Consider the following 13,580-nt stretch of genomic DNA (forward strand, 5'->3'; position numbering starts at 1 on the left):
GCTCATGCGTTGTCACCTCCGGGGTCGACCGCGTCGACGTAGGCGTCGGTATCGAGGGCCGCCTCCGCGGCAGCGTCGGCGAACGTGTATACGGGCTCGAAGCCGACGCCGACGAGGACGACCAGTCCCGCCAGCGTCGCCACGAGCGCGACCAGTCGGGTATCGACGGGGTCGGTATCGACCGCTTCGGTCGGCGCCCCCCAGAAACACTCGGTCCAGACGCGCGTCGAGTAGACGAGCGTCAGGAACGCCCCCGCCAGTAGGACGGCCAGCAGGCCGACCGACGCGACCGTCGTGTCGGCCGCTATTCGGACGATGGCCGCCTCGAAGACGAGGAACTTGCCGAAGAAGCCGACCAGCGGCGGGATGCCGACGAGCGAGAGGCTGCCGACGAAGAAGGCCGCCGCGAACGTCGAGGAGCGTTCGGCCAGTCCGCCGAGGTCAGCGATTTTCGTCGTCCCCGCCGTATCTCGGATGACCGCCGCCGAGAAGAAGAGCAGGCTCTTCGTGAGGGCGTGATGAAGCGCGTAGACGAGCGCGGCCACGAGCGCGAGGCGTCGGGCGGAGTCGCTGGTCGCCGCGGCGGCGACGGCGACCGGCGCGGCGATGAAGCCGACCTGGCCGATGCTGGAGTAGGCCAGCAGACTGTCGAGGTGGCTCCGACTCACCGCGCCGATGCCGCCGACCAGAACGCTGGCGGCGGCCATGACCAGCAGCACCGGCGCGAGGAAGGCAAGCGGCGAGTCGCCGCCGAAGAAGGGCGCGGACAGCGAGGCGTCCGCGAAGACGGTGAAATACAGGCGGATGATGGCGTAGATACCGACCTTCTTGGTCACGCCGGCGAGCATGGCCGCGATGGGCAGCGGCGCCGCGCGATAGGCCGACGGCACCCAGAACTGGAAGGGAACGAGCCCGGCCTTCAGCGCGAAGGTGGCGAGGATGAGCGCCGAGAAGCCGACGACCGGCGCCGTCTCGACGGCCGAGGGTTCGGCCAGTACGACGGCCATATCGGCCATGTTGAGCGTGCCGACCGTCGCGTAGAGGCCGCCGACCGACAGCAGCATGAAGACGCCGCCGAGGACGTTCAACACGACGTAGCGGGCCGCCGCCGCGGTGTGCTGGGCGTTGCCGTAGAAGGCGACGAAGACGTAACTCGCCATCAGCATCACCTCGAACCACACGAAGAGGTTGAAGAGGTCACCCGTCAGGAAGGCACCCGTGACGCCCAAAAGCAGGAAGCCGAAGACGGGGTGGTAGTAGACCTGCTGGTTGCGACGGTCGATGAAGTAGACGGAGACGGCGGCCGCAAAGAAGGCGACGATGGCCGTCATCGACAGCATGAACGCCGACAGGGCGTCGACGACGAGCGTGATACCGAAGGGTGCGGGCCAACCGCCGACCTGATAGGCGACCGCGCCGGTCGCATCGGGCGCGAAGACCGTCCGGTAGACCAGTGCGCCGATGAGGACGGCATAGACTGCGGTGCCGGCGACGGTCGCGCCCTGCTGGAGGCGCCAGCGGCCCCGCGTCAGGAGCGCGACGGCGGCGATGCCGAACGCAACGAGCATCGGCGCGATGACGAGCGTCTCCATCTATTCCCACTCCCTGAGGTCCATACTCTCGTTTTCCTGATAGGCGCGATACGACAACACGAGCGCGAAGGCGGTCATGCCGAAACTGATGACGATGGCGGTCAACACGAGCGCCTGCACCAGCGGGTCGGCGGTCGCCGGAAACGGCGCATAGCGGGTCCCGAGGACGGGCACGGTGTCGCTCGTGCCCTCCCGGATCCCGCCCATCGTGATGAGGTAGACGTTCGCCGCCTGCGAGATGACGGCCACGCCCCAGACGACGTGGATGATGTCGTCTCGGAGCAGCAGGAAGGTCCCGAGTGCGAAGAGGGCGCCGACTGCCGCCGCGATGCCGACCGTCATTCGGCGCCCACCACCGAAAGCACCGCCAGCAGGCCCCCGACGACGACACAGAAGATGCCGATATCGAAGACCAGCGCCGACGCCAGTTCCACCTCGCCGTACAGCGGCACGCCGTGGACGTAGGTGTAGGTCTGGGTGAGGAACGGTTCGCCGAACAGCATCGGGACGACGCCGCTGACGAACGCGAGGAGGACGCCGAGAACGAACAGGCGGCGGTAGGCCTCGACGGTCCGGTGCTGGAGGATGCCGGTCCCGGGGTCGACCTCGCGGCCGAGGACGCCGACCTCCAGATAATCGAGGCCGTAGGCGACGTACACCAGCGCGAAGGCCGCCACCGTCAGGACGCCACCGATGAAACCGCCGCCGGGGTCGTTGTGGCCCTGCAGGAACAGCGAGAGGGCGACCACGAGCACGATGGGGACGACGACCCGCGCCGTCGTCCGCATAATCGTCGTCGTCATTGCGTCTCACCCCGGTCGCGCATCTCCAGTAGCACCAGCACCGACAGCGCGGCAAGCAGGATGACCGCCGCCTCGCCCAGCGTGTCGAACGCTCGGAAGTCGGTCAGGATGACGTTGACGATGTTCGTCCCGCCGCCGCCGGGCACCGCGTTGTCGACGTAGTAGCGACTCGTCTCGGTCAGCGACGGGTCCGGACTGGCCACCAGCACCGAGACGAACGCCGTCGCGCCGACCAGTATCGAGAGGGCGATATCCCGGGTGACGACGCTCGGCCGTAACTCGGTGTAGAAGGCCGGCAACTCCTCGATTATGAGCAGGAAGACCAACAGGAGGAGCGTCTCGACGACCAGTTGCGTCAACGCGAGGTCCGGGCCGCTGGCCAGCACGTAGAAGACGGCGACCATGAACCCGAGGATGCCGAGGGTCAGCACGCCCGCGACGTGGGAGTCGGCGGTGGTCACCGCCAGCGCGGCGACGACGGCAACCGCGAGGACGAGCAGTAGCGCCGCCGGCGCTCGCTGTCCCGCAAGGCCGGGTTGGACGGCCGTGACCCAGTAGCCCAGCAGCGTCAGGCCGCTGGCGGTGGCGAGCGCCCACGTCACGTAGGTCCGTAGCAGGCCGTTGTGGACGACGGCATCGAGTCGCGTGCTCGCGGCGTCGAGGACTTCCAGCATGTCGGCGTAGAGCGCGGCGGGTTCCAAGAGCGTCGCCCCGGATTCGACCCGGGCGATTCCCGACCGGACCCGCCCGGAGAAGGGGTAGGCGGCCCCACCGACGACCAGTGCGACGACGCTCATCAGCACCGGCCCCGACAGCGAGGTCGGAATCCCGGCGTGGACCTCGACGGGCTTGAGCGTCGTTGCGCTCGCGGCGTCGTTGACGATGAAGTCGATGGCGACGCCGGGAGCGACGCTGACGACGCCGACGAGAACGGCGAGTACCGCCGGCGGTGCCACGAGCAGGGCCGACGGGCGATGGGCGACCGACGCCGTCTCGGGCTGGTCGCCGAAGAAGATGCTCAAGAACCGCAGCGAGTAGAGGACGGTGAAGATGCTGGCGAGGAGGGCGACGGCGGGATAGAGCCACGCGAGGCCGCCGGCCGCGTGGGCGGTCTCCCACGCCGCTTCGAAGAGCAACTCCTTGGAGTAGAAGCCGTTGAACGGCGGGACGCCGGCCATGCTCAACCCCGTAATGACGGCGATGGTGGCCGTAATCGGCAGGTCGCCCCGGAGGCCGCCCAACTCGTCTATCCGCCGGCTTCCGGCCTCGTGGGCGACGATGCCGGCCACGAGGAAGAGCGCGGCTTTGAACAGCGCGTGATTGAACAGGTGGAAAGCGCCCGCCTCCGCGCCATAGTAGGTGGTGAAGCCGAACCCGGCGACCATCAACCCGAGGTGGCTGGCCGTCGAGTAGGCAAGCAGTTCCTTGATGTCCGTGGCGACGACGGCGAGGACGGCGCCGACGGTCATCGTCAGGAGGCCGACGGCAGCCAGCAGGGTCGTCCATTCGTCGCCAACGAAGAGGGGACGCATCCGGCCGAGGACGTAGACGCCGACCTTGACCATCGTCGCCGAGTGGAGGAACGCGGAGACGGGCGTCGGCGCGACCATCGCGTTCGGCAGCCAGAAGTGGAGCGGCACCTGCGCGGATTTGGCGGCCGCGGCGACCGCGATGAGGACGAGTGCCGGCACGAAGAGGCCGGCCTCGGTCAGTTCCGCGCGCATCGCCTCGCGCTCGGCGAGCATCACCGCGAGGTCGAAGGTGCGGCCGCCCAGCGCCGGCCCGCTGGCGACCGCAAGCAGGAGGATGCCGGCCAGCAGACAGAGGCCGCCGCCGACGGTCACGAGCATCGCCATCCGGGCCGAATACAGCGACGGTTCGTCGTCGGTGTAGTAGCCGATGAGGACGAACGAACAGACGCTGGTCAACTCCCAGAAGAGGAAGAGCGAAACGAGGTCCGAGGCGAAGGCGACGCCGAGAATCGAGCCCATGAACGCCGACAGCGCCATATAAAAGCGGCCGAGGTTCGGCTTGCCGTGCATGTAGCGGCCGGCGTAGGTGAAGATGAGGACGCCGATGCCGCTGGCCAAAAGCGCGAAGAGGAGCGCCCACCCGTCGACGTAGAAGCCAAGCGAGATGTCTCGCGAGGGAATCCACGACACCGCGACCGAGCCCTGTCGGCCGTGCTGGGAAGCGACGAGGCCGAACGCGACGGCGGCGACGGCGGCCCCGACGTAGCCGGCGCGGTCGCCGACGACCCGATAAAAGAGCGGCATCGCCGCTGCCGCGACGAAGGGAAGGAGGACCGCGGCGAGAACGACCGATAGCTGCGGGTCCATCAGTTGTCCCTCACATCTCGTGGCACCCTTAAATTAGTACCCGGTCGGCCCGTCGCGTTCCGGGAGTTCGTCGCCGCCTTACTGCCGGGTTCGGGCCGGCGATTCGAGCGTTATCCGTTCGCCCGTCTCCCGACCGGCTTCCAGCGCGTGCTTCGCTTGAATACCCGCGCCTGTCGGCATTTCGGCGGTTCCGACGCCGACCCGCAGGTCGACGCCCGTGCGTTCGGCCTCGCCGAGCGCCGCCTCGTAGGCCGCTTTTTCCAGCGGCGGACAGACTGCGATGGCGTTGTCGCCGCCGACGAAGAATGTGAGCGCGCCGCGGTCGTACAGCGGGTCGGCGATGGCGCTGATGCCGCGGGTAATCGACTGATAGGCCGTGTACGCGTCGGAGGTGTCCGTGTAGTGGGTCGTCGCGTCGACGACGTCGAAGTGGGCAACGTCGAGAGGTTCGACGCTTCCCGTCTCGCCGACGAGTACGCGCTGCCGGTCGGGGTCCTGTGCGCTGCCCGCCTGCTGGAGGTGACCGGTCGCGGCCGCCAGCGCCGCCCGTGGCGTCTCTCCCGGGCCGATGCCCGCGCTAACCGAGACGGGATAGCGGTCGTCGAGTTCGTCCAGTATCCCCTCGTGTGCCTGCCGGTCCATGCCGGGCGTCACCGCGACGACGTTGTCCCCGCGGGCGTAGAACGCGTAGCCGCCGTGGTCGCCGACGGCTTCCGCGATGTCGGCGTAGAGCCGCGACTGGAGGGTCTGGAGGCGCATCTCCGGCCGCGGGTCGGGCGTCGTCGTCCACGGGCCGTAGTTGTCGAGTTGGAACAGCGTCGCCTGCATCAGGCCTCCACTGCCTCCCCGCGGGCGTACTTCGCGAGCACGTCGTACTCGACATTGACCGCATCACCGACCGAAACCGCGGGCAGTGCCGTCTCGTCTCGTGTCGTCGGGACCGTCGCGACGGTGAACGTATCGCTCCCCACGTCGGCGACGGTGAGGCTCGCTCCATCGAGTGCGATGGCACCCTTCTCAACCACGTACGGCGAGGCCGGCCGCTCGAAGACGTACTCGTGGGTGTCGCCGCCGTCCCGGACCTCGCGGAGGGTCGTGGTCGTATCGACGGTGCCCTTCACGACGTGGCCGTCGAACCGGCCGTCGGCAGCGAGGGGGCGTTCGAGGTTGACGGTGTCGCCGGCGTCCAGTCGCCCTATCGTGGTCCGTCGCCGTGTCTCCGCCGAACAGTCGGCGACGAGCAGGCCGTCCTCGCGGGCGGCGACGGTGAGGCAGACACCGTCGACGGCGAGGCTATCGCCGTGTTCGCGCTCGAACGGCGCGTCGATGGACAGGCGAAGGCCGCCGTCGTGATGGTCGACATCCCGTACCGTGCCGGTCGCTTCGATGATTCCGGTGTACACGGTAGAGCGGGGCACTCGGTTCCTCAAGAATGTTCCTAAATTAGATATGCATAACGTATTTGTTATAGATGTGGTTCCGGGGACCGTTCGGCCGGTAAACCCGCTGCTGTCGGGCAGGCGTGCGCAAAACCAGTCGGTGGTTAGGCGGGTCGCGGTTCGCGTTTCTCTTCGGGCGTCTCGTGTTCGAGTTCGGCCAGTCGGAGTTCGTGGACCGACTCGCCTTCGGGAACGTCGAGGTCGTAGGTGCCGAAGGCGCTGGCGAGGGTGACCGTCGCCGCGTCGTCGCTGTCGGCCCGAACCGTGATTTCGGCCTCGGGGTCCAGACCCGCTTCCTCGACCCACACGGTGGTCGATTCGACGCCATCCAGAGAGATTTCGAGGGTGTTCTCGGGCGGCCGCCGCGACTCGATGGGCGGGGTTTCCCACTGGAGGCCGCGGGTGAAGTGGGGCCGGGGGTTCGTTCCGACGTTCCGGAACGTGCCGACTTCGGGCGGCGCGTAGCCGTCGGCCAGCGACGTGGCATCGACGACGCCGGAGCGTTCGCCATCGCGGGTGACGATATCCGAGACCCAGTAGGCGCCGTCGTGGACGAGGCCGACCTCGGGGTGGTCCAACTCCGGCATCTGGCGGTAGGTGACCCGCCGGGGGTTGCGGATGACTTTCCCGCTTTCGATGAACTCGGGGATGCCGTCCCAGCGGTCGTGGTGACCCAGGGAGAGGTGGGTATCGGCGGGGAAGACGTTGAACTGGTAGCGATACCCGTGGTTCTTGAGGCGGCGGGCGTAGTTGTCCGGCGACAGCACGGGTACCAGCGGGTCACCGACGCTGTTCCACAACATCATCGGGACGTGCCGGAGGTTGTCGGCGATATCCAGCGCGCTCTCGGGGTCCTCGGTGAAGACGTTGAGGAACTCGCCGCCGCCCTCGCCGCCGAAGAGGCCGTTGGTCAGGCGGGCGGGCGATTTCAGCCAGCCGTCGGTGATGGCCTCGATTGGGTCCTCCGAGGGCGGGCCGACGACCGAGAAGCCGCGGCCGAAGAGGTCCGGACACTGGGCGGCGAGCATACAGGTACCGAACCCGCCCATCGAGTAGCCGCCGATGGTGACCCGCGAGCGGTCGATGTCGAAGCGGGTCTCGAGGTCGCGCCACGCCTCGAAGATATCGAGTTCGGCCTCCCGCTTGTACCAGCGGCCGGGGCCGCGGGCCTGCGGCATCATGATGATGGCGCCGGTCTTCTCGGCCAGCGACTGCAGCAGGTTCGGCGTGTAGACGGCGTACTGCGTATACGAGCAACTCAGCGAGTGGAGAAGCAGAATGAGCGGCGCCGGTTCTTCGAGGTCCTCGGGGATGTAGACGTTGTAGGGCTGGATTCGGCCTTCGAGGATGTCGTGGTCGACGTCGACGCCCTCGCCGAGGTAGTACCGGGAGGGGTACATAAAGGAACTGACGCCGGAGTCGGGCGTGTTGCGCTCTTCGACGCCATCGCGGAGCTTTCCAAAGTCGATGTCGGCGCCGAACCCGGAGATGTCGCGTTCGGCCAGCGCCATCGCCTGTTCGTGTTCCCGCCAGTTGCCCTCGCCGAGAACCCGCGGCGAGCGTTCGAGGAACAGGTCCAGCAGGTTGTGACCGAGGCCGGTGATGTCGACGAGGTCGAACAGCCCCCGGCCGATATCGACGGGCCCGAGGTTCCGGCGGTACGGTTCGTCGAAGCGGAAGCCCACGTTGAAGACCGGCGGCAGGTCGTCGTTCTCGCGGACCCCGCCGGGCGTCTCTTCGTCGGGACTGACGGCGATTTGTTTGAACTCCTCCTCGTCGTCGTCCCACAAACCGACGACGACGTAATGGCGCCACGTCTCGTCGCCGGGGTCCAGCGGAACCTCGATTTCGATTTGTCGGCGGCGCACGTCGATGTCGACGCGGTCGGCGTCAAGGGGTTGGCCGTCGAGTTCGGCGCCGGTGCCCCAGGTGACGAGGCGGTGATCGACGGGGGCGCCCAATTCGCCCAATCCGTATCCCCAGTCCGTTCGGCGGTCCGACGAGCGGGTGAGACTCGGGTCCGACTCGGTGTCGATGCCGACGGCAACGGCGGCGGCGTCGGGTTCGAGCATCGTGTTGAGGGTGATACGATAGGCGATGCCCTCGTCGGTCGGCCGGGCGCGGAACTCCAGAAGGTCCGCCGCGTTGTAGCCGTAGGTTTCGGGGTCGTTCGGGTAGTGGTAATCGCCGGTCGATTGGGAGAGCACGCCGCCGAGAGAGGCCGAATCCGCGGGTGAGCCGCCGATCCACGAGCGGGTGTCGGCGCCGTGGTCGTCGTAGACGTAGTCCTGATAGAGGTATTCGCCGTCGGCGTAGGCGTCGCAGCCGGCGACCATCAGGGGGTCCGCCTTCCAGCCCGGGCCGTTCTCCAGTTGTGGCGGGGTCGGATTCGCCCCGTATAGCGCGTCCGGCCCCGGGCGGGGCGGGGAGGTGGGATGCTCGGCCGCGTCCCCCTCCTGGTTGCTCTGCTGGTGAGACATGGCTACACACAGGACACGGACGCGGAAATGTGTTAACCCTATGAATACGTGAGGGTTTATATACTCACCTGCCTCTCCGTCGAGGGATAATTATAAACTCCGAACAACTGGTCAATCCGTGGTTCCCTCGGCGAGCGGGCCGACGGTCAGCGTCGACTCGCCGCGGTCGACGGTGACGTCGTGGGCGCCGAAGGAACCCCGAAGCGTCAGCGTCGCCGCGGTGTCGGCGTCGGCCTCGATGGTGAGTTCCCTCTCGGGGTCGAGGCCAGCGGCTTCTACCCACAGCGTGACCGATTCGACGCCCTCCAGGGAGAGTTCGAGCGTGTTTTCGGGGCCGCGTTCGCTTCCTTCCTCGGGGTCGTCCCACTCGACGCCGCGGGCGGTGTAGGGAAGCGGCTTCGTGCCCGTTCTGTTGAACGTCTCGGCGTCGGGGTCGGCGTAGCCGTCGGCCAGCGAGGTGGCGTCGACGAGGCCGCTGCCGTGGCCGGCTTTCGCCTCGATATCGGTCACCCAGTGGGCGCCGTTGTGGCGGATATCGAGGTCCGGGTAGTCGAACTCGGGGACGTACCGGAAGGTGACCCGTTTCGGGAACGTCGGCTGGTCGGTCCCGGCGAGGTATTCGGGGCCGCGCTCCCAGTAATCCTGAATCGCGATGAGGAAGTGGTCGGCCGTCGGGAACACGTCGATTTCGTGCCGGTAGCCGTGCGAACGGAGCTGGTTGGCGTAGTTGGCTGGCCCAAGCAGGGGCACCAGCGCGTCGGTGCCGCCGTGCCACAGCATCATGGGAACGTGTCGGAGGTTCTCCGTCAGGCGGAGGGCGTTCTCCGGTTCCTCGGTGAAAATCGAGAAGAGGCGGCCGCCGCCCTCCCCGCCGAAGAGGTCGTGCATCAGGATGGATGGCGTCGCCAGCAGGTTGCCCGTCGGCCCCTCCAGTGGGTCCTCGGCGGGCGGGCCGACGACCGCGAAACAGCGCCCGAAGCAGTCGGGGTGTTTGGTTGCCATGATGATGGCGCCGAACCCGCCCATCGAGTAGCCCGTCACCGACACCTGCGAGCGGTCGATTTCGACCCGGCGTTCGAGGTCGCGCCACGCCTCGAAGACGTCGAGTTCGGCCCGGCGCTTGTACCAGATGCCCGGTCCGCGGGTCTGGGGCATGAAGACGACGCCGCCGGTCTCCTCGGCCAGCGCCTCGACGTAGCCCGGCATCCACACCTGATACTGGGTATAACAGTTGCCCAGCGAGTGCAGCGCCGTCACCATCGGCACCGGTTCCTCGTCCTCGACGTCCTCCGGGATGTACGCGCCGTAGGGCTGGATGCGGCCCTTCAGGACGTTCGCGTGCGGGTCGACGCCCGACCCGAAGTCGTGCCGTGAGGGGTAAAGATAGGAGACGTAGCCCGATTCGGGGAGGTCCCGTTCGGTCACTTCCTCCTGCAACTTCGCGAAGTCGATATCGGCGCCGAACGGCGAGATGTCGCGTTCGGCCAGCGCCTGTGACTGGTGGTGGTCCCGCCAGTTTCCGACGCCGAGGACGCGGGGGATGCCCTCGACGTCGCTGAGCGGCCACAGTTCCTCGAGGTCCGAGATGAGGTCCGAGATAGCCGTCGTTCCGAACGGGGTGAGGGGGTTGCCGAGCGGGTTCAGCAGGTCCAGCGGGTCCTCGAAGTCCTCGGCGACGTTGACCGCGGCGCCGAGCCGCTGGAGCGTCTCGAAGGGGTTGTCCAGTTCCGCCAGCAGTTCCCGTGGCGTGTTCGCCAGCACCGTCGCCAGTCGGGGCAGAATCGTTTCGAGGTCGACGTTCCGGTCCATCGGCTCCTGTTCGTCGAAGCGGAAGCCCACGTTGAATATCGGCGGCGTATCGAGGCCGCGTTTCCGGCCGCCCGGCACGGATTCGTCGGCGTCGACCGCGACTTCCTGAAACTGTTCGCTCTCGCCGTCCCAGAGGCCGACTGCGACGTAGTGGCGCCACGTCTCGCCGTCGGGCTCCAGCGGGACCTCGACTTCTATCTGGTTACGCCGCACGTCGACGTCGATTCGGTCTGAATCGAGCGGTTCGCCGTCGAGTTCGGCGCCGGTGCCCCAGGTGACGAGGCGGTGGTCGACGGGGGCGCCCAACTCGCCGAGGCCGTAGCCCCAGTCCGTTCGGCGGTCCTCACCGTCGTCCGACGCTTCGGGGTCGGCCTCGGTGTCGATGCCGATTGCGACGGCGGCGGCATCGGGTTCCAGCATCGTGTTGAGGGTGATACGATAGGCGATGCCCTCGTCGGTGGGGCGGGCGCGGAACTCAAGGAGGTCCGCCGCGTTGTAGCCGTAGGAATCGGGGTCCGACGGATACCGATAATCGCCCGTCGCCCGACAGTAGAACCCACCCATCGTGTTGCCGCCGGGCGGTTGGTCGAACACCGACCGGGTGTCGGCGCCGTGGTCGTCGTAGACGTAGTCCTGATAGAGATACTCCCCATCGACGTAGGCGTCACAACCGGAGATTAGAAGCGGGTCGGCGTTCCAGCCGAACCCGTTTTCCAGTTGTGGCGGCGTCGGGTTCGGGCCGTACAGCGCGTCGGGGCCGGGCCGCGGCAACGACGGCTCCTGTCCCCCGCGTCCGGTCGACTCGTCGCTCATTGCTCGGCGGTTTGGAGTCGACGGCGAAAGGTATTCCCCCGGTTATGGGATGGGATTTATAATCTCTCGACGGTCGTTATCGTCTCACATGGGCGGCCGGTACGGGCTCTGTCACGGTAATGTCTGACGTATCGATGACCGATGTCCGACTGACTTTTTTAAGTACAGGTCGCGAACCCCGAGTATGGCCAGCGCATCGTCCGAACCCGTCGAGCCTGGTGTCGAGGGGAGCCGAATCGCCGACCTTCGCGCCGAACTGGAACGTAGCGAACGCCGTCGCCGCGACGCCGAGAAGTGGGCGGAGTTCCTCGAAACCGAACTCGAAGCCCGGAACGAAGAACTCGCCGCCAAGGAACGCCACCTGAACGACGTTATCGAGCAGTACGAACGCCAACTCGAAGCGGCCAACGAATCCGAGGAGACTCCGGGTCTCCTCGACCGCCTCTTCGGCTGGCTCCGATAACGGCCCACCCCCTCGACCCAGCGACGGCTCTTTTGCCGACTCCGTGAACTATCAGTTTATAATAAACGTCGAAAACAGCGGCTTCGAGCCCGTTAGTCGCCGTTGAGGCTGATGTACTTCGTCTCGATGATGCGCTCGTCGGCTTCGAGCTTTTCGCGGGCTTCGTCGGGAACCTCCTGGTCGACGTTGTAGACGGTCAGCGCCTCGCCGCCGTGGGTCTCGCGGGCGTTGAACATCCCGGCGATGTTGACGCCGAACTCGCCCATGACCGAGCCGATGTGACCGATGACGCCGGGTTCGTCGGTGTTGCGCGCGACCATCATCTTGCCGCCGGGGATGGCGTCGACGCGGTAGCCGTCGACGCGGACGATACGGGCGTCGTCCTCCGCGAAGAGCGTTCCGTCGACGGAAATCTTCTTCTCGCCGTCGCCGACGGTGACGGTGACGAGGCTCTGGAAGTCCTCGGCCTGCCGGCGCTTGGTCTCGCTGACCTCGATGCCGCGGTCCTCGGCGATTTGCGGTGCGTTGACGGCGTTGACCTGCCATTCCAGCGGCTGGAAGACGCCCTTGAGCGCGGAGGCGGTGAGGAGGTCGACGTCCTCCCCGGCGATGTCGCCCTCGTAGGTCACCTGCACCGTCTCGAGACGGCTATCGAGCAACTGGATGGCGATTTTGCCCGCCGTCTCGGCGAGGCCGATGTACGGTTCGATGCGCGGGAACGCCGACTCGTCGACCGAGGGCGCGTTCAGCGCGTTGATGACCGGTTCGCCCTCGAAGGCGGCGACGACCTGTTCGGCCGTCGAGGTGGCGACGTTCTCCTGGGCGGCCTCCGTCGAGGCGCCGAGATGCGGCGTAACGATGACGTCCTCGACGTCGAGCAGGGGGCTGTCGTCGGGCAGCGGTTCTTCGGCGAAGACGTCGAGGGCAGCGCCGGCAAGCACGCCGTCCTCGACGGCTTCCGCGAGGGCGGTCTCGTCGACGATGCCACCGCGGGCGCAGTTGACGAGGTAGCCGCCCTCCATCTCGGCGAGTTCCGCCTCGCCGATCATGTTCTCCGTCTCGGGCGTCAGCGGCGTGTGGATAGTCAGCACGTCGGCGGCTTCGAGGACATCGTCGAGTTCGGCGAGGTCCGCGCCGAGTTGGTCGGCGCGCTCCTCGCTGATGTAGGGGTCGTAGGCGACGAGGTCCATGCCCAGCGAGTCGAGTTTCTTGGCGACTTCCTGGCCGACGCGACCGAGGCCGACGATACCGAGAGTCTTACCGTTGAGTTCCGTCCCGAGGAACTCGCCTTTCGCCCATTCGCCGTCCGTCAGGCGGATGTGGGCCTGCGGAATCGAGCGGGCGGTGGCGAACGTCATCGCGACGGTGTGCTCGGCGGCGGCCCGAACGTTACCCTCGGGAGCATTGGCGACGATGACACCCTCGTCGGTCGCGGCGTCGATGTCGATGTTGTCGACGCCGATGCCGGCGCGGCCGACGATGACGAGGTCCTCGGCGGCTTCCAGCACCTCTCGGGTGACTTCCGTGCCCGAGCGGACGATGAGCGCGTTCGCGTCCGCGACGGCATCGAGGAGGTCCTGCCCCTCCGCCTCGTAGTTCGTGACGACTTCGTGGCCCGCCTCGCGCAACACGTCGAGGCCGGCGTCCGCAATCGGGTCCGTGACGAGTACCTTCATGCGCGTATCGTCCCGTCCGCGAGGGATAACGCTTTCTTCATCGCCGCGTTTTGCAGGCGTCGGAAGCGGCGATTGTATACATGTACTTGTTCATTATTCCATAAGATGGTTCTCCGATAGACACATTAATGTGGTGTCTCTTACGGTGACGTTTTAAACGCCGTCG

Annotated in this window: 10 protein-coding genes; 1 reads left to right on the top strand and 9 read right to left on the bottom strand. The window is 67.1% G+C overall.

The genetic code is table 11. The features are described from left to right. Nucleotides 1–2 precede the first annotated feature (2 nt). From HWV23_RS09275 to HWV23_RS09310, 8 genes are all read right to left on the bottom strand, one after another. On the bottom strand, nt 3–1,592 hold the full coding sequence (locus tag HWV23_RS09275; RefSeq protein WP_178290127.1) for a complex I subunit 5 family protein: 1,590 nt from the start codon (nt 1,590–1,592) through the stop codon (nt 3–5). Continuing rightward, nucleotides 1,593–1,934, bottom strand: coding sequence for a sodium:proton antiporter (locus tag HWV23_RS09280; protein WP_178290128.1), 342 nt, complete (start codon nt 1,932–1,934; stop codon nt 1,593–1,595). Beyond that, nucleotides 1,931–2,395, bottom strand: coding sequence for an MnhB domain-containing protein (locus HWV23_RS09285; protein ID WP_178290129.1), 465 nt, complete (start codon nt 2,393–2,395; stop codon nt 1,931–1,933). Before HWV23_RS09285 ends, HWV23_RS09280 begins: the two co-directional genes overlap by 4 nt. Continuing rightward, nucleotides 2,392–4,734, bottom strand: coding sequence for a hydrogen gas-evolving membrane-bound hydrogenase subunit E (gene mbhE / locus HWV23_RS09290; RefSeq protein ID WP_178290130.1), 2,343 nt, complete (start codon nt 4,732–4,734; stop codon nt 2,392–2,394). The genes HWV23_RS09285 and mbhE overlap by 4 nt, the downstream gene beginning before the upstream one ends. Before the next feature lie 78 nt (nt 4,735–4,812). Continuing rightward, complete coding sequence (locus HWV23_RS09295; RefSeq protein ID WP_178290131.1) at nt 4,813–5,562, bottom strand: GTP cyclohydrolase IIa; 750 nt, start codon at nt 5,560–5,562, stop codon at nt 4,813–4,815. Further along, entirely contained in the window at nt 5,562–6,137 is a 576-nt protein-coding gene (locus HWV23_RS09300) for a riboflavin synthase (protein ID WP_178290132.1), read from the bottom strand. Before HWV23_RS09300 ends, HWV23_RS09295 begins: the two co-directional genes overlap by 1 nt. A 140-nt stretch (nt 6,138–6,277) precedes the next feature. Next, nucleotides 6,278–8,653 (bottom strand): alpha/beta hydrolase, encoded by a 2,376-nt coding sequence (locus HWV23_RS09305; protein WP_178290133.1) that lies wholly within the window; start codon nt 8,651–8,653, stop codon nt 6,278–6,280. 111 nt (nt 8,654–8,764) lie between these two features. Then, nucleotides 8,765–11,275, bottom strand: a complete 2,511-nt coding sequence (locus tag HWV23_RS09310; RefSeq protein ID WP_178290134.1) for an alpha/beta hydrolase-fold protein — start codon at nt 11,273–11,275, stop codon at nt 8,765–8,767. A gap of 184 nt (nt 11,276–11,459) precedes the next feature. On the opposite strand from HWV23_RS09310, the gene HWV23_RS09315 reads away from it, so the two are divergent. Beyond that, nucleotides 11,460–11,738 (top strand): hypothetical protein, encoded by a 279-nt coding sequence (locus HWV23_RS09315; RefSeq protein ID WP_178290135.1) that lies wholly within the window; start codon nt 11,460–11,462, stop codon nt 11,736–11,738. 92 nt (nt 11,739–11,830) lie between these two features. Here the strand turns inward: HWV23_RS09315 and serA are convergent, their stop codons facing one another. Further along, on the bottom strand, nt 11,831–13,414 hold the full coding sequence (gene serA, locus HWV23_RS09320) for a phosphoglycerate dehydrogenase (RefSeq protein ID WP_178290136.1): 1,584 nt from the start codon (nt 13,412–13,414) through the stop codon (nt 11,831–11,833). Between the last annotated feature and the right edge of the window lie 166 nt (nt 13,415–13,580).

This window comes from Natronomonas halophila, assembly GCF_013391085.1.
Classification (GTDB): domain Archaea; phylum Halobacteriota; class Halobacteria; order Halobacteriales; family Haloarculaceae; genus Natronomonas; species Natronomonas halophila.

What these genes read in the sequence shown, in the direction of transcription:
- HWV23_RS09275 (WP_178290127.1), bottom strand. Translation starts at nt 1,592, where the DNA reads ATGGAGACGCTCGTCATCGCGCCGATGCTCGTTGCGTTCGGCATCGCC.
- HWV23_RS09280 (WP_178290128.1), bottom strand. Translation starts at nt 1,934, where the DNA reads ATGACGGTCGGCATCGCGGCGGCAGTCGGCGCCCTCTTCGCACTCGGG.
- HWV23_RS09285 (WP_178290129.1), bottom strand. Translation starts at nt 2,395, where the DNA reads ATGACGACGACGATTATGCGGACGACGGCGCGGGTCGTCGTCCCCATC.
- mbhE (WP_178290130.1), bottom strand. Translation starts at nt 4,734, where the DNA reads ATGGACCCGCAGCTATCGGTCGTTCTCGCCGCGGTCCTCCTTCCCTTC.
- HWV23_RS09295 (WP_178290131.1), bottom strand. Translation starts at nt 5,562, where the DNA reads ATGCAGGCGACGCTGTTCCAACTCGACAACTACGGCCCGTGGACGACG.
- HWV23_RS09305 (WP_178290133.1), bottom strand. Translation starts at nt 8,653, where the DNA reads ATGTCTCACCAGCAGAGCAACCAGGAGGGGGACGCGGCCGAGCATCCC.
- HWV23_RS09310 (WP_178290134.1), bottom strand. Translation starts at nt 11,275, where the DNA reads ATGAGCGACGAGTCGACCGGACGCGGGGGACAGGAGCCGTCGTTGCCG.
- HWV23_RS09315 (WP_178290135.1), top strand. Translation starts at nt 11,460, where the DNA reads ATGGCCAGCGCATCGTCCGAACCCGTCGAGCCTGGTGTCGAGGGGAGC.
- serA (WP_178290136.1), bottom strand. Translation starts at nt 13,414, where the DNA reads ATGAAGGTACTCGTCACGGACCCGATTGCGGACGCCGGCCTCGACGTG.